We start from the raw sequence: 15,425 nt of genomic DNA on the forward strand, positions 1-15,425 counted from the left end.
CGTCCCCTTACAAGTCGAAGTCCACGGCGCTTCGTTGGAACAGCCGCCGTTTTATCTCAAGAAGGTATCCCGTCATTGCCGCATCTTGAAGCTTGCCGATGTGGTCAATGACATCAAGCAGATTATCCTTGTTCAGAATCTCCAATTCAAGAAGCTCGTCAATTGCCGTGCGATCGTCATGGCGCGTAATCGCCTCGCACACTTCCTCAAGGTTTTTGGTAAGGACTTGCGTGAGCATAATCTTGTTGGTGCTGCTCATGAGGATGGGATCAGCCAGGCGCTCTATCGCGAGTTTGGCCTGCCCGTATACGTCGAAATCATCGTGCGCACCACTCGTCTTCTTGTCGAATTCGTGCATGTTGACAATCGCGCTGTCGTAGTGCTTGAAAATGCGCGCCAGGTCGACCGAGCTGCTCAGGTTAAACGCGAGCTGGATTTCGTGCGCGCTACGCGGGGCATCTGGAAAGTAGAAATCGAAGCTTGCATGGCCCTCATGGGGCTCGTCCAGATCGATGTGGAAGTGCTCCACAAAGCAATCGAGGCTCAATCCGCGCATGCCGACGTGCCGAATGCGATCGCTCAGGAACAGCTCACGCAGATGACGAGCGCCGCCAAAGGCATAGGGATCGATGGCACTCACATCCTCGGGAATCCTCACGCTTTCAACGCCATCGGCATAGACGACGACGTGCGAGCCACCCTCATCATGGCGCTCGATGAGCAGCCCGGGGACGGAATAGAAGCGCTCGTTGCCCTCCTCGACGCCGATGCTCGTGAGGGAAGGGGCCTCGTCACCGTTGTGCGCGCCATGCGTGATGAGCGCGGTGTTGCCAAGGCGCTTCAGCTTGCGGGGAATGAAGGCGCGCGAAAGCGAGGTGTCGAGGAAGGCCTCGTCGCCCACCTCCTCGAGCGTCGAGGGAAAGTCGGCGATGGCAAGCTCGTGGCAATCGCGAAACGCCGCATCCCCGATGCGCAGCAAGCCCACGGGCAGCGTGACCTTCGTGACGTGCGCATGATGCGCGAAGGCATGCGGCTCGATTTCGATCGTGCCGGGCTGCACCGCGTACTCACGTGCCTTGTCATCGAGCAGATGCACGAAGTGCTTGCCCTCGGGCGTGTTGCGGTACAGGCCGCCCTCGCGGTCGATTTCGAGAATGCCACCTGCGGCGATGGAAAAGCCCGCATCATCCCCGGAGAAGCCGAGCTTGGTGTCGGCCGCGATGCTATTGCCCAGCGTCTCGAGCGTCGCGGGCACGCGCAAGGTCTCGATACCCGTCCCGGTGAACGCGTCGTCGCCGATGGACACGAGCCCTTCGTCGAGGGTGACCTGGGTGAGCTTGCGGCAGCGGAAGAAGACGCGCTCGCCGATGGTGCGCAGGTCGCGCGGAGACGTAAAGCTCTCGAGACCCGAATAGGAGAACGCGTAGTCCTCGATCGTGGTGATGGTGTCGGGGAGCTCGACTTCGTAGAGCTCGGAGCGATTCGCAAAGGCCTTCTTCTCGATGACCTCGCAGCCATCTGGCACGGCGTAGCGCTCGCAAGACAGCGCCAACACGCGCAAATGCGTGCCTTCGTGCGCGAAAATGGCTTGCCCGTCGGTCGTTATGTAGGGATTCTCATCGTCGATGCTAATCTGCTCGAGTGCTCCCTGCGCGAAGAGCCCAGGCGCAAAGTCATAGGTGCCAAACCCGATGACAAGGGCGCGTAGCTGGCCCTCGTCGAAGATGCTCGAAGTGACGCGCGCGAGCATGCCGGGCAAGACGAGCTCCGCGAGCTCACGACAACCGCGAACCCACGACGAGTCATAGGTCTCGACGTTGCGGGGTAAGACGAGGCGCTCGAGCTTCATGCACGAGCGAAACGCGCAGTTGCCGATCTTCTCGATCTGCGGCGAGCAGATGATCTCGCGCACCGATTCGAGATACGAGCACGCATCGACGGCTAGCTCGGCCACCGGTTTGTCCTCGATGGTGGCGGGAATCTCGAGCGTGGTGGCATCGGTCTTGCAGCCGATGATGCGCACGTACTCGTCATGCACGGTCACGTACTCCCACAGCGTACCGTCATCGAGCATGAGCGCGCGCTCCTCCGAGCACGCAGCCGCATCCTCGCGAACGAGACGCTCGTGTTCGTCGTGGTTGCGCGCGAAGATCTCCTGCATGCGCTCGACTTCCTCGACGCTTCTCAATCCATCGCTCAGAGCCACGACAGCCACTTCCTTGATTCTCGAGAACTCCTCGTCGCCTTCGGCGTCAAGGCCACCAGTCATAACCGGCATTTCCCTACCCCAGCCCATCTCTAGCGAAAATCGCTCATGTCCTTGAGCAGGAAGGCCTGGTAGTCGAAGCCACCGAGCTTCTCGACGTTCACGACGCAGCTCGTGAAGCGCGCCTCCTCGTCCGTCTCGACAATGGGCGCCTGCCCGTCTGCGGCCACGGCGTCGCAGGGCTGGATGGGACGCGCCTCGAGCGTCTCGTAGGTGGGCATGTCCATACCGGCGTTATGCAGCCAGAGCGCGAAGTTCTTGCGATTCGGGGCCGCCTGGACGACGTTTCCGATTGCGCACGCTTCGGCGATGACCTTCTTGTCGCGCGGTGTCGTGGCGAGCACCGTCTGGCACACGAGCTTGCCGCCCGGCACGAGCAGGCGGCCGATGAGCTTGATGACGTACGCCGGATCGTAGAAAAGGTTGAGAGCGCTGTTGACATAGACGTAATCGAGGCTGCCCTCCTCGATGCCGATCTGGTCGATCATCTCAGGATAGGCGACGACGAATTCCATGTTGCTCTTGGTGAGCTTGTTCCTCTCGACTGCATGAGCCTCACCCTCGCGGGCGCGCTCGATGAAGGGCTTGCGCCAATCGATGCCGATGACATGGCCGGCCGGACCCACGTGATCAGAGAGCTTGTAGGCGCCCTTGCCGCGGCGGCATGCCAAGTCGAGGACGGTCTGATCGTTCAAGCCGCCGGGAACGAACATCTCGCAGCGACTATCGAGGCCACCTGCCTCGGGAAGCTGCGCGTAATATGCCGCAAGATCGTCGAGCGTGAACGCCATAGATGCCTCCTAGAAGAAAAAGGCCCGCGACGCGGGCCCTGGGTTTTGCAGGGTGACTCATTATTGTACGCGACCATCATCCTGCCGCATGCTCAATTTGTAAGCTGGGGGATGAGCGTATCCGTAATCATATGTCGCAGACATCGTGGCACTAGGCGCGCGGAAGGCCTTAGACGGAGTCTCCACCAGCCTTGTTGGAGAATTTCGGCAGCAGAATGACGAAAACAAGAGCAGAACCATAGATGCAACTGAATATCGTGAAGTTCAATCCGTAGTCTGCTCCGGCAATGGCGGATACGGCTATAGGCAACGCGAATGACAGCAGCAGGCTCACCTCGGCTATTATTCCGCCGGCGCTCCCGGCATAGCGCGGTCCGATCTTGGGCAGGATGACTGGAAGCGCCTGGATGACCGGACCAAGCAGGCTCGTCGTGAAACCATTGAGCAAAAGTACCGCAAGGAGAGAGACGCCGTTCCCCGGCATCATCCACGTTGCGAGCATGACCAGGGTTCCGACCACGCCCATGCATACAAGATAGCCGCGCGTCGATGGAAAGCGCGAGCATAAGAAGGGAGTGACAATGCAGCCAACCATGCTCGCGAGCGTCAAAAGGGATGCCATCTGGCCTGCTGCCAGCGTATTCAAGCCACGATCGAGTTCGAGAGCCTGAGGAAGTATTCCCGCAAATCCCGTAGTAGCCGCCAGTGTCAGTCCAGCACATAGGGCAATGAGCCAGACGTCCTTGTTCTTGGCGGCACGACCGAACGCGGGAGCAGATGCAGCATTCTCGGGCAGGGGCACGCCTTTAGGAACATTGCGGTCAAGAACCCACCACAAAACGACAATGGCTGCAAGGGCGATATCTCCCATGAGGAAACTGCCCTCGATGGAACCGGCAAGACCTGCTGTCGCCTGCGAGGCCGATATGCCCAGACATGAAAACGCGTAGTAGAAGCCCATAGCGAAGTCGGTGTGCCGTCCAAACCACAGCCCGAGAGTCTTGGCGTTGTTCGCCGTAAGTGCCGTCATACCGATACCCACGCAGAACATGGAGACAAGCTGCAGAGGAAAGTTCGAAAGGTCGGCGAGTCTGATTACGCCGCCGAGCAGCGCGATGAGAAATGCAATTCCCACCACGCGTTTCGGACCAAACTTATCACCCAGCACGCCGAAGGGAATGCTAAAGAAAACGGCGGCAAGCATCGGAATGAGAAAAAGAAGCTGGAACCCTGCGGTATCAATGGTTAGAACTTCCATGATCCCGACAGCGAGCGCAGAAATCTGATACTGCAGATAATTTCCCATGAAAGCAAGGGCACATGCCAGCGCAAGTATCACGAAGCAGTATGGCCGTCTTCTGTCTTCATCCATGGCTGCTCCCGTTCTAGCAGGCTCGCCGGCAAGCGCCTAGAGAACGGGCTTGCCGGCTTTTACTCCGCTTACGCGGCTATTTCCGCGAGGGCTTTTCTATTTCAGTTCGTTTGCCTCACCGGGAAACTCGTTGACGCCGACCTTCGCGTCGCCGTCGCCCAAGTCCTCACCGGGAAGCCCCAGCTTGCCTTCCTTTGCGAGCTTGCCATTTTTACCAGTCTCGGGAAGGAAGAGGATGGGGATGAGGCTCGCCGCAAACAGAGCAGCGCACACCAGCAAGTTCAATACCCAGTTGTCGCCGCAGCAAGCAGCAATGATGATGGGGATGAAATAGGCCATGAGCACGCCGATAGTGGTATTGAGGCCACCGGCACTGCCGGCGTACTTGGTGCCGATGCCGGGCAGCATGGGGATCATCGCCTCGATAACGGGACCGGAAAGCGCGCTGAAGAAGCCATTGAGGATGAGGACGGTCCACATTGCCGGACCGAGCGGAACAAACCAGTTCACGCCCATGACGACGGCACCAAGTATGGTGCTCCAGATGAGGAACGGCTTGTTCTTGCCGCGCCACATGACCCATGCGGGAGCTGCGAAGCAGGCAAAGAAGCTGCCTATCGTGATAACAGATGCCATCGTTCCGGCAGTCTGCATCTCGATGCCCATACCGAGCTCAAGGGCGCTGGGCAAGATGGAGCAGAACTGCGTTGTCGTGCCCAGGGTCAGTCCGTACGCGATGGCGATAAACCAAACGTTGCGGTTCTTTATGGCAACACCCAGATATTTAGTGATTGGCTCGGCAGGAGGCAGCTCCTCGCCGACGGGAACGTTGCGCATGAGGATAATCCACATCGCAGCAACCACCGTTAGGGCAATCGCAGCGACAAGGAACGACATGAACATGGTGCCAAACATGGTGGAGCATGCCTGGGCGAGTACGATAGCCGTGCATGATGCCGCATAGTAAATGCCGACGGCAAGACTCGTCTGCTGCTTAAACCACACGCCGAATATCTTCGTCATGTTCGCGTTTAGCATGGCGATGCCAAAACCGAGCGTGAACATCGCGACCATCTGAACCGGATAATTGCCAATCATGAACGTACGGATGTAGCCACCGATTACCGCCACGATCATGCCCACCGTCACGACGTTCTTCACGCCGTACTTATCTGCCAGTGCACCAGCGGGAATCGACAAAACGACACCAGCCATCATCGGCAACAGCATCATGCTCGTAAGGCCGGCCACATCAATCTGATTGATATCCATCACCTCGACACCCCAGGCGGATATCTGGTACTGCATGTAATTTGCCATGAAGCAAATCAGGCACACGACGAGCAGTACCACCCAGCGATAGCCAGGCAATTTATTTGTCCCTGCCATGATGAACCTCCTTTTTCATCACTTACGACGCCTCCCCGTGGGCGCCGATTGCCTACTCGTTTATGAGAACGTCGCACATTCCGCGGAATAGGGCGTTGTTCTTCTCGTTGATGTCGCGTTCCTGAATCCATGCCTTCTCGTCAATCACCATGGCAGCGTGGAACTCGGCGGTATAGGGGAGCCAGGGCCTGCCATCGGGCATGACGGGAACACCGCGCTTGGCAAACGAATACCAGCACGCGCTCATTTCATGGGATAGGTGCTCAGGCGGATTAGGACCCGTGAATTCGAGACCGTTGGGCGTATCCAAGTTGTTCAAGACAAAGGGGACCTCTATGGCATGGCACGATCCCATACCCTCGATGGTCGATTTGTATCGGAACAAATAGTCATAGACCAGGTTATATGCTGACTGCATCTCGGCCATGTAATCGCCCATCACGCGAAATCCGGTTTGGTTCATGAACTCGATGTAGTTCTCGATGAGGTCAAGCTCCGGATATGCCTCGACAAAGACCTTTTCCCAGTCGCGTATGTCCAGCTCGCCATCGAAGTGAAATGGCGTCTGTCCGCCCCAAAACGCAGGCATGTCCTCTGGCTTGAAATAGAACTTGAAGTAGTTGAACTCGTCTTCAGTGCTGCCAATCATGAACTGTATGTCCTTGGCAGCACCTTCCTTCCATGCCTTCATGGGCTTGCGCGGAAGAAGCGTTCCATCGCAGACCGGAGCATATGTGAGCGACACCTCGAATGGATGACGATCACAGAGCACCTGCATGGCTTCGATGAGCTCGTCAGCGCTCTTCGCCACCATTTGTTCTACGTTCGTGCAATCAAGAATCTCCATAAGTTCCCGGGCGTAGGGGGCTCCCTTTTCTGGAGTCTTGTAGAGGTCGATGGGACCGGATTCCATGATGACGCGTCGGAACAGGCCTTTCGCTGCCGGGCATACGGAAAGAAGCGCCGCACTCGACGATCCAGCCGATTCGCCAAACAGCGTGATGGTGTCCGGATCCCCTCCGAAGGCGGCAATGTTATCGTTTATCCATTTTAGAGCGCATATCTGGTCAAGGATATTGAGATAGCCCGCCTCCCTGTAGGCTTCGCCACCAGGCAGAACATCGAGACACAAAGATCCAAAGAGGTTGATGCGGTAGTTCAGGCTAACCATGATGACCGGATGCTCAGCCACGAAGTTGGCTCCGTTGTAGAGCGGATCGGCCGACCCGCCGCTGAAGTAGGCGCCACCGTGGATGTACACCATGACGGGAAGCACCTCGTCGCATACAGAATCGTGTCCCGCAGGACGCCACACGTTGAGAGTCAGGCAATCCTCGCTCTGACGATGAAGTGATGCCGGTTCCACCGGATCCTCGAACTGCATGGCCGATGCGCCGAATTCATCGCATCGAATCACCTGGTCCGATGGGCCCAAAGCCACTGGCGGTTTCCAGCGCAAATCACCTACCGGCGGCTGTGCATAGGGAATCCCAAGGAATGCTTCGACTCCGTTGTCGAGTTCTGCTCCCTCAATTACTCCCGTAGCAGTTTTGACGCTCATATTGCTGCTCCCTCCATAGCTCGAGTTGGCGGGAACATCGTAAGGTCAGGACAAGAACCGGGGTCAAGGGATTATTTCGAGTAAATTGCAGATCTTTGAACTTGTGTTTTATGATTTTTCGATTCAGGGTGACTCAAAAAGCGTACAATAACCTTTGGGTCAACCCAAAGGTTATTCAGTCTGCAAATTCAATCAAGGAAACCATGGAAGAGCCCTTATCCTACACCTATAGCATCAAACAAACGGCGACGCTCTATCGCATCAGCATCGATACACTTCGCTATTACGAGGAAATAGGGCTTGTCGTCCCCTCGCGCAACCCGAAGAACGGCTATCGTCAGTATCAAGCGCAGGATTTCAGCCGACTCAATATCATATCGTCACTACTCGAGATGGACTTCACGCTCGCGCAAATCAAGGAACTCTTTGATAATCATAGCCTCTCGAAGAGCCTTGACCTCATCGCCCTGGAGGCAGGCAAGCTGACCGCACAGATTGATACCTTGACCAAAAAGCGTAAGAAGGTGGAGTCCTGTTTGCTCGAACTCGCGCGGTCTATTCATGCGGCACCAAACGAGACTATCACGCTCAAATCATATCCCGAACGCCCATACCTGAACGTCGGGTCATTTCACGGCAACTCAAACGTAATACCCCTCGCAGTCGCTCTAAAGGCACATGAGCTTGGCTTCCCAATCGACGCGTTTCACAGCATTCCCTGTTTTTTGCTCAACACCGAACAGGTCGACGACGAGGGCAACTATTCGTCTAGCGAAGTCTTCATGTACTCTGCTTCGCCATCATTTTCCTCGGAAGATAGCTTCCCGGCTGGAGACTACGTTTGCGTCACCTTTTCCGGTGGCGCGGCAAAGACGCCTCATATGTACAAAAAACTATGCCAGCACATGGAGAAGAACCGCTTGATACCCGATGGCAGCCCCATCGAATTCTGGCATGTGCACGAGTACATTTCCGATAATCCAAGTGAATACATTCAGACGCTCGAGCAGAAAGTGACACAAAGATAGAAGACCAGCTGCAGGAAGCAGCTGGCCCTGGGTTTTGGTGGTGCCGACGAAGAGACTCGAACTCTTGACCCCCGCATTACGAGTGCGGTGCTCTACCAGCTGAGCTACATCGGCCTGGCGCGTATCGCGCAGTTGCAAAGTCTAACAGACTTACATGCGCTTGTGGGAAGAAGTTCGGTGGCGGTTGCAGAATCGTGATAATGAGACAGTAAGACTGAGCATTTGTCTCATTCCCGTTGCTTGAAGTCCCATTGAGCGGGGCGTATACTGGGAAACCCGCTTGAGCGGGCGTTCCTTGAAAAGGGTTTGAAACTGGGGGTGACTGGTTTCGACAGGATAGTTTGAGCGAAGGGCAGCAGGCCGTGGTCTCCTCGCCACGTTAAACAGGGGTAAAGCCAATTAACTGGCAAAGTTGTTTCTTTCAAGGGTGCACAGGCTCAGCCTGTCGCCCTGGCTGCCTAATTTAGGTTCAGCCCTCCCAACCAGTTGCTAAGCCTCTGGCGTCTGCACGGGATCATTTAAAGGGGGCTGCTCCCGGGGACGTAGTCGGTATGCCCCGGGCTAAGATCGAACCGACAGGAAGCTGGCAGGTTTGTCGGTGTACCAGCTAGCTTCCTACCGAACATCGACTGAGCTTGGAGACACCTTTCGCAGGATTATCGTGGACCGGAGTTCGATTCTCCGCACCTCCACCAACACAATGAACCCGGCAAGCTGCGGATTCGTTCGCGGCTTGCCGTCATTTCAACCCAAGTCACATCATCATAGGAGGATTGCCGTGTCCGAGAAGGAAGGCAACCGTTTTCATGCCTTTTCCGAACCTCTTCGGGAGGGAATCATCCTCGCACGCCCCAACCGCTTCATCATGGATATCGAATTAGATGGCGAGGAGCTGCGCTGTCATTGCCCCGTGGTCTCGCGCATCGGCGGCTTGGACCTGGCCGGCAGGCCCTGCCTCGTTTCGGACAGCCATAACCCCAAGCGCAAGTTCGCTCGCACCGTCGAAGCGTTCTCGCTGGCACGCCCCGAAGATGACGCCAAGCCCTGGATCGGCATCAACCAGAACGCCTCCAATCGCCACGTGGAGCATTTCCTCGAGCGCGGCGCCCTTGCTAAGGTCACGGGTCCGGTGCATGCCCTGCGTCGCGAGGTCTCACTCGGTGACTCGCGCCTGGACTTCCTTGTCAATGACGAACTATATCTCGAGGTCAAGACGCCGCTCGTGCAGATTCAGGCCGACGTGCCCACTTACGTGCCTCATCTGCCGGAGGCGCCCTTCAATTCCACGGATCGCGCCATGCGCCACTTGCGTGAGCTCGCCGCGAGCCTCGAAGACCACGAGCGGGCAGTCATCCTGTACTGCCTCTACTACGACAACTTCGGCTTTCGCTACTACCGCGGCACCACCTACGATGAGGTGATGAGCACCGTGGATGCCTGCTCCGCAGCTGGCGTCGAGCTTTGGCAGGCAGACTTCAAGGTAAGCCCCGCAGGCGTGAGGTTCAAGGGTGTCCATCGCATGGAGGAGTGGTAGCGCGACGAAGGCGCAAGTGTTGAGGAGTATATACATAAGGTATATACTATCTCTGCCAGCAAAGCCCAAAGGATGTGATGGCGATGATTACGGTGCCAAGCAAACCGCAAACAAAGATTTCGACATGGGGCAATTCCGATGCCGTAAGAATTCCCTGCGCCATATTGCGTGCGGTCGGCCTTTTATCAGGCGATGACGTTGAGCTCGTCGTAAACGAGCGCAACAACATCGAAATCGTCCCGGCCGGAAAAGCGCATCGCAGCGTGCGCCCCAAGCGCGGCGTCACGTTCGACGCGCTGTTCGCTGGCTATGAGCCTCATGAGCAAGATTCCGCCCCCGCCTGGCCCGATGATGACATGGTAGGTGCCGAACTGGAGGCGTGGACTCGATGATATGCGAACAGGGCGACATTGTCTCGCTAAACTTCAATCCCTCCCACGGTCACGAGCCCGCAAGTCGCCATTACGCTATCGTGCTCAGCCCCTGGCGCGTCAACAGCATGTGCACGCTCACTCTGCTTGCTCCCGTCACCTCCGTTGACAACGGCTATCCGCTCCACGTGCGCATCGCCGACGACAATCCCATCCACGGCTTCGTCCAATGCGAGGCGATTCGTGCGATGGACCTCGAGGCAAGAGGAAACATCAACTCAGTCGAGCGCGTCGGAGCAGTGGACGACGAAACCCTTTCGGAAGTGCTCGCCCATGTTCTGATTGTCCTCGGGCTCGAAGAGCAGTAGACAGCACCAGCGCAATACCCCTTAACATCTAAACCCAAGAAAGCGGTGAATTCATGGCATACGAATCACGTGACGAAATCGAAGAGCGCTATCGCTGGGACCTCTCCAGCATCTACGCGGATGACGAGACATTCCTCGCCGCTCTCAACGAGGCGAGAGGCTATGCGGCCAAGCTCGCGGCGTATCGCGGCGCGATATCGCAATCGGCCAACGACCTGCTCGCCTACCTGCGACTGAGCGACGAGGCGGGCGTCGAGCTCGGCAAGCTCGTGAACTACGCGCAACGCAAGCTCGACGAGGACACGCGCAACGCCACCTACCAGGACTACTCCGCGCAGGTCATCTCCGTCTACACGGAGGTCTCGAGCGCGACGAGCTGGTTTTCGCCCGAACTGCTCAAGCTCGACGATGCGCAGATGGAGCAGTTCTTCGCGAGCTGCCCTGAGCTCGAGCTCTACCGCCGCGCCCTGGATGTCGTCTTTCGCCAACGTGGCCACATACTTGGCGATGCCGAGGAAGAGCTGCTTGCCCGCTCGCAGGAGATGGCCATGCAACCCGAGCACATCTTCTCGCTCTTCAACGACGCCGACCTCAGGTTCGAGGACGCCATCGACGCGCAGGGCGAGGCTCATCCCGTCACGCACGGCAGCTACGTGCCGCTCATGATGTCGGACGACCGCGAGCTGCGTCGATCCGCCTACGCCTCGCTATACGCGGCCTACGAGCAGTTCCGCAACACCGCCGCGGCAACGCTCGGCGCTCAAGCCAAGCAGCTCAAGTTCTACACGGACGCGCGCAAGTACCCGAGCTCGCTCGAGTACTGCCTCGACCAGAACGAGGTGCCCACTGCGGTCTACACCAACCTCATCTCATGCGTACACGAGCACTTCGCGCCCATGCACAAGTACGTCGAGCTGCGCAAGCAGGTGCTCGGCGTCGACGAGCTGCACTTCTACGACCTCTACGTGCCCATCGTCGAAGACGTCGACATGAGCTTCACGTACGAGGAGGCATGCGAGCTCATCCTCGAAGCACTCGAACCCATGGGCGAGGAGTACCTGCAGATTGTGCGCGAGGGCCTGTCCCAGCGCTGGATTGACGTGTATGAGACGCCCGGCAAACGCAGCGGCGCGTATTCCGCCGGTGGATACGGCATGCATCCGGTCATCCTTCTGAACTTCCAGGGCAAGCTCGATGACGTGTTCACGCTCATTCACGAGATGGGCCATTCCATCCACACCTATCTGAGCTGCAAGACCCAGCCGGCCGTCTATTCCGATTACGTGATATTCGTCGCCGAGGTCGCCTCGACGGTCAACGAGGCCCTGCTCACACAGCACCTACTCAAGACGAGGACCAATCCGCGCGAGCGCGCCTACATCCTCAATCACTTCCTCGAGCAGTTCAAGGGCACGCTGTACCGCCAGACGATGTTCGCCGAGTTCGAGCTGGCCTTCAACGAAATCGCCGCCCGAGGCGAGGGCATCACTGCCGAGGCATTGGGCGAGATCTACCGCGAACTAAACGCCAGCTACTATGGCCCGGACATTGTTGTCGATGACGAGATTGCCGTCGAGTGGGCACGTATCCCGCATTTTTACTACCAGTATTACGTGTATCAATACGCGACGGGTTTCTCTGCCGCCATTGCGCTGTCGAACCGCATCCTCAATGAGGGCGCTCCCGCCGTGGCCGACTATCTTGGCTTCTTGTCCGGCGGCTCAAGCAAAACGCCCATCGAGCTTCTCAAGGGTGCGGGTGTCGACATGACTACGCCCGAGCCGACGGCGGCGGCGCTCGCCTATTTCGATGAGCTTATCGATGAGCTAGCCGATGCGCTAAGATAACGGGGTTATGAACAACGCCCCGATTGGCATATTCGATTCCGGCTTTGGTGGCCTCACCGTCGCGCGCGCCGTCCACGAGCGCTTGCCGCAGGAGTCGCTCATCTTCTTCGGCGATACGGCACGCTGCCCGTACGGCCCGCGTGACCTTCGTGAAGTGCGTGGTTTCGTGCATCAGATCGGCAGCTGGCTTTCCCAGCACGACGTCAAGCTCATCATCATCGCCTGCAACACGGCAACCGCGGCCGGGCTGGCGCTTGCGCAGATGGAGTTCGACGTGCCGGTCATCGGCGTGGTCGAGCCGGGAGCGCGCGGGGCTGTTCGCATGACGCGCAACCGCCGCGTGGGTGTCATTGCTACGCAGGCGACGATTGATTCGGGTATCTATCCGGACACGATTCGCAATCTCGACGCTGGAGTGACCGCGTTTTCCACGGCAACGCCGCGCTTCGTCGAAATTGTCGAGGACGGTATCCGTCGCTCCAATAGCCCCATCGAGCGGCTCACAGCCGAGGCGAGTGACGTGTACCTGCGCCCGGCATTCCAGACGATCGCGCGCGATTATCTCGATCCCATCAAGAAGGCCGGCGTCGACACGCTTGTCCTAGGCTGCACGCACTACCCGGTGCTTGCCCCGCTTATTCAACAGGCCGTGGGCGAAAACGTCTCCATCATTTCCTCGTCGGAGGAGACAGCCAAGGAGGTTGTCGAGACGCTTTCCTATCGTGGTCATCTGGCCGACGGCTCGATACCGCAACATAGCAGTTTCTATACCACGGGTGAGGATTTGGACGATTTTCGTACCATCGGCGGGCATATCTTCGGCCAGCCTATCGAGGACCTTACCTATGTGGGTGTCAACGAACTCTAGACAGGAGAGAACATGACGGTCAATATCGGTTTGGGACGCTCCTATGGGCGCGGCCCCGAAGAGAAGCGCCCCACTAAGATCACGCGGCACTTTCTCGATAACGTCCCCGGCTCGTGCCTCATCGAGACGGGCGCGACTAAGGTCTTGTGTGCGGTCAGCATCGAGGAGCGTGTCAAGGCGTGGCGCAAAGGCGCCGGTGCCGGCTGGATAACCGCCGAGTACGCAATGCTTCCGGCATCAACTGCCAAGCGCACGTCGCGCGAGCATCTTACGCGACGCGGGCGCAGCATGGAGATCGAGCGCCTCATCGGACGCAGCCTGCGCTCGGCAGTCGATATGACCGGCTTGGGCGGCGAGGTCACCTTCACCGTTGACTGCGACGTGCTGCAGGCGGACGGCGGTACGCGCACGGCGGCCATCACGGGGGCGTGGGTCGCGCTGCACGACGCGCTCGAGATGTGGCAGAACGCCGGCAAGATCAAGACGAGCCCCATCATCGACCAGGTCGCCGCCATCAGCGTCGGCCAGGTGGACGGACGCATCCTGCTCGACCTCGACTATCAGGAAGACTCGCGCGCCGAGGTCGACCTCAACCTCATCATGAACGCGCGCGGCGAGATTATCGAGGTCCAGGGCACGGGTGAGCAGTGCTCCTTCGATCGCAGCAAGCTCAACAAGATGCTCGACGTTGCGACCGTTGGCATTGAGGAGCTGCTCGCAGACCAAAGAAGAGCCTTGGAGGAATAGGCATGGCTACGAAGAAAGTCGTTATCGCGACGAACAACGCCCATAAGCTCGATGAGATTTCTCGCATGCTCACACCGGTGACGGGTTGGGAATTCGTGAGCCTCAAGGACTGCGGCACGTATCCGGAGCCCGTGGAGGATGCCGATGACTTCGAGGGCAATGCCCGCATCAAGGCACTGGCTGCGCGTGACAATACGGGACTTCCTGCGCTTGCCGATGACAGCGGGCTGGTCGTCGATGCGCTCGACGGCGCACCCGGCGTCTTCTCGAGCCGCTTCGCAGGCGAAGACGCGACCGATGCCGACAACAACGCCAAGCTGCTCGAACTGCTGGCAGACGTGCCCGATGACGAGCGCACGGCGCGCTTCGTCTGCACGCTCGTCTTCGTCGATACGGACGATTCCGAAATCGTGGCGCACGGTAGCTGCGAGGGAAGGATTGGCTACGAGGAGCGCGGCAACAACGGCTTTGGCTACGACCCACTCTTCTATGCCGATGCCTTTGACGGCAAGCTCACCACAGCCGAGGTGCCCTCCGAGCAAAAGGATGCTATCTCCCATCGTGGCGAGGCGCTGCGCGCCTTCATCCGCGCGTTCGAGAAGCGGTAGCGGGACGCGGGTGAGACACATTGGACAGGTACATCTGTCTCATTCGCGAATGAGACAGATGTACCTGTCCAATGTGTCTCACCCGCCGTATCATCCGCATCATCGATTGCTGTTCTTCATCGAGCGGGCGATCTCGCGCTTGGCGTCGCGCTCCTTGATGGAGGCGCGCTTGTCGTAGAGCTTCTTGCCCTTGCAAACGCCGACCTCGACCTTCACGCGGCCCTCTTCCGTGAAGTACATCGAAAGCGGGATGAGCGAATAGCCCTGCTGGGATGCCTCTTGCTCGAGCTTGAGAATCTCCTTTTTGTGCAGCAGAAGCTTGCGCCGGCGCTCGGGCTCGACGTTGAAGATGGAACCGTTGCTGTAAGGAGCTATGTGCACGCCGTTAAGCCAGGCCTCGCCTTTGCGAATCGTGATGAAGCAATCGCGCAGCTGCGCCGAGTTCTCACGTAGCGAGCGAACCTCGGTGCCCGTGAGTACGATGCCAGCCTCGACGCGATCCTCGACGAAGTAATCGTGTAGTGCCTTACGGTTCTTGGCGATATATGTCCGTTCCTTTTTCACGTGCCGTCCGCCTGTCATGTTTATCCGTACGTCATGTAAGCCATTCTAGAATACTATCCCCCGTTTACGGCTCAAAACCGCCCGTAAATTGTTTGCGAATCGTTTTATCTC

General features: G+C 58.1%; 14 protein-coding genes, 1 tRNA gene and 1 other RNA gene. 9 read left to right on the forward strand and 7 right to left on the reverse strand.

Going from position 1 to position 15,425, the window contains the following annotated elements; all coding sequences use genetic code 11:
* Nucleotides 1–7: 7 nt before the first annotated feature.
* The 5 genes from OIM11_09080 to OIM11_09100 form a co-directional block, all read right to left on the reverse strand.
* On the reverse strand, nt 8–2,278 hold the full coding sequence (locus OIM11_09080; protein HJJ01273.1) for a leucine-rich repeat domain-containing protein: 2,271 nt from the start codon (nt 2,276–2,278) through the stop codon (nt 8–10).
* Nucleotides 2,279–2,298: 20 nt separating this feature from the next.
* Nucleotides 2,299–3,057 (reverse strand): class I SAM-dependent methyltransferase, encoded by a 759-nt coding sequence (locus tag OIM11_09085; GenBank protein HJJ01274.1) that lies wholly within the window; start codon nt 3,055–3,057, stop codon nt 2,299–2,301.
* A 169-nt stretch (nt 3,058–3,226) separates the two neighbouring features.
* The gene (locus OIM11_09090) at nt 3,227–4,429 is read right to left on the reverse strand and encodes an MFS transporter (GenBank protein HJJ01275.1); all 1,203 of its coding nucleotides are present in this window, start codon (nt 4,427–4,429) and stop codon (nt 3,227–3,229) included.
* Between the two features lie 96 nt (nt 4,430–4,525).
* Nucleotides 4,526–5,818 (reverse strand): MFS transporter, encoded by a 1,293-nt coding sequence (locus OIM11_09095; protein ID HJJ01276.1) that lies wholly within the window; start codon nt 5,816–5,818, stop codon nt 4,526–4,528.
* A gap of 52 nt (nt 5,819–5,870) precedes the next feature.
* Entirely contained in the window at nt 5,871–7,379 is a 1,509-nt protein-coding gene (locus OIM11_09100; protein HJJ01277.1) for a carboxylesterase family protein, read from the reverse strand.
* Between the two features lie 203 nt (nt 7,380–7,582).
* Here OIM11_09100 and OIM11_09105 point away from each other — a divergent pair, with 203 nt between their 5' ends.
* Nucleotides 7,583–8,407, forward strand: a complete 825-nt coding sequence (locus OIM11_09105; protein HJJ01278.1) for a MerR family transcriptional regulator — start codon at nt 7,583–7,585, stop codon at nt 8,405–8,407.
* Between the two features lie 38 nt (nt 8,408–8,445).
* Here the strand turns inward: OIM11_09105 and OIM11_09110 are convergent.
* Nucleotides 8,446–8,521: transfer RNA gene (locus OIM11_09110), tRNA-Thr, on the reverse strand.
* A gap of 200 nt (nt 8,522–8,721) precedes the next feature.
* Between OIM11_09110 and ssrA the strand changes: the two genes are divergently transcribed.
* From ssrA to rdgB, 8 genes are all read left to right on the forward strand, one after another.
* Nucleotides 8,722–9,102, forward strand: a transfer-messenger RNA (tmRNA) gene (ssrA, locus tag OIM11_09115).
* Nucleotides 9,103–9,185: 83 nt separating this feature from the next.
* Nucleotides 9,186–9,941, forward strand: coding sequence for a DNA/RNA nuclease SfsA (locus OIM11_09120; protein ID HJJ01279.1), 756 nt, complete (start codon nt 9,186–9,188; stop codon nt 9,939–9,941).
* Between the two features lie 83 nt (nt 9,942–10,024).
* On the forward strand, nt 10,025–10,333 hold the full coding sequence (locus OIM11_09125) for an AbrB/MazE/SpoVT family DNA-binding domain-containing protein (GenBank protein ID HJJ01280.1): 309 nt from the start codon (nt 10,025–10,027) through the stop codon (nt 10,331–10,333).
* Nucleotides 10,330–10,680: a type II toxin-antitoxin system PemK/MazF family toxin gene (locus OIM11_09130; protein HJJ01281.1), complete on the forward strand. Its 351-nt coding sequence runs from the start codon at nt 10,330–10,332 to the stop codon at nt 10,678–10,680. The genes OIM11_09125 and OIM11_09130 overlap by 4 nt, the downstream gene beginning before the upstream one ends.
* A 53-nt stretch (nt 10,681–10,733) precedes the next feature.
* The gene (gene pepF / locus OIM11_09135; protein HJJ01282.1) at nt 10,734–12,527 is read left to right on the forward strand and encodes an oligoendopeptidase F; all 1,794 of its coding nucleotides are present in this window, start codon (nt 10,734–10,736) and stop codon (nt 12,525–12,527) included.
* A 7-nt stretch (nt 12,528–12,534) separates the two neighbouring features.
* Nucleotides 12,535–13,395 carry a glutamate racemase gene (murI, locus tag OIM11_09140; protein HJJ01283.1) on the forward strand — a complete coding sequence of 287 codons (861 nt, stop codon included), beginning with the start codon at nt 12,535–12,537 and terminating at the stop codon, nt 13,393–13,395.
* Between the two features lie 12 nt (nt 13,396–13,407).
* Nucleotides 13,408–14,142 (forward strand): ribonuclease PH, encoded by a 735-nt coding sequence (rph, locus tag OIM11_09145; protein ID HJJ01284.1) that lies wholly within the window; start codon nt 13,408–13,410, stop codon nt 14,140–14,142.
* 2 nt (nt 14,143–14,144) lie between these two features.
* On the forward strand, nt 14,145–14,750 hold the full coding sequence (gene rdgB, locus OIM11_09150) for an RdgB/HAM1 family non-canonical purine NTP pyrophosphatase (protein ID HJJ01285.1): 606 nt from the start codon (nt 14,145–14,147) through the stop codon (nt 14,748–14,750).
* A gap of 99 nt (nt 14,751–14,849) precedes the next feature.
* Here the strand turns inward: rdgB and smpB are convergent, their stop codons facing one another.
* The gene (gene smpB / locus OIM11_09155) at nt 14,850–15,314 is read right to left on the reverse strand and encodes an SsrA-binding protein SmpB (protein HJJ01286.1); all 465 of its coding nucleotides are present in this window, start codon (nt 15,312–15,314) and stop codon (nt 14,850–14,852) included.
* Nucleotides 15,315–15,425 lie beyond the last annotated feature (111 nt).

It is taken from the genome of Coriobacteriaceae bacterium (genome assembly GCA_025992705.1).
Lineage (GTDB): Bacteria > Actinomycetota > Coriobacteriia > Coriobacteriales > QAMH01 > QAMH01.

What these genes read in the sequence shown, in the direction of transcription:
- murI (HJJ01283.1), top strand. Translation starts at nt 12,535, where the DNA reads ATGAACAACGCCCCGATTGGCATATTCGATTCCGGCTTTGGTGGCCTC.
- OIM11_09080 (HJJ01273.1), bottom strand. Translation starts at nt 2,278, where the DNA reads ATGCCGGTTATGACTGGTGGCCTTGACGCCGAAGGCGACGAGGAGTTC.
- OIM11_09125 (HJJ01280.1), top strand. Translation starts at nt 10,025, where the DNA reads ATGATTACGGTGCCAAGCAAACCGCAAACAAAGATTTCGACATGGGGC.
- pepF (HJJ01282.1), top strand. Translation starts at nt 10,734, where the DNA reads ATGGCATACGAATCACGTGACGAAATCGAAGAGCGCTATCGCTGGGAC.
- OIM11_09130 (HJJ01281.1), top strand. Translation starts at nt 10,330, where the DNA reads ATGATATGCGAACAGGGCGACATTGTCTCGCTAAACTTCAATCCCTCC.
- OIM11_09090 (HJJ01275.1), bottom strand. Translation starts at nt 4,429, where the DNA reads ATGGATGAAGACAGAAGACGGCCATACTGCTTCGTGATACTTGCGCTG.
- OIM11_09085 (HJJ01274.1), bottom strand. Translation starts at nt 3,057, where the DNA reads ATGGCGTTCACGCTCGACGATCTTGCGGCATATTACGCGCAGCTTCCC.
- OIM11_09105 (HJJ01278.1), top strand. Translation starts at nt 7,583, where the DNA reads ATGGAAGAGCCCTTATCCTACACCTATAGCATCAAACAAACGGCGACG.
- OIM11_09095 (HJJ01276.1), bottom strand. Translation starts at nt 5,818, where the DNA reads ATGGCAGGGACAAATAAATTGCCTGGCTATCGCTGGGTGGTACTGCTC.
- rdgB (HJJ01285.1), top strand. Translation starts at nt 14,145, where the DNA reads ATGGCTACGAAGAAAGTCGTTATCGCGACGAACAACGCCCATAAGCTC.
- OIM11_09100 (HJJ01277.1), bottom strand. Translation starts at nt 7,379, where the DNA reads ATGAGCGTCAAAACTGCTACGGGAGTAATTGAGGGAGCAGAACTCGAC.
- rph (HJJ01284.1), top strand. Translation starts at nt 13,408, where the DNA reads ATGACGGTCAATATCGGTTTGGGACGCTCCTATGGGCGCGGCCCCGAA.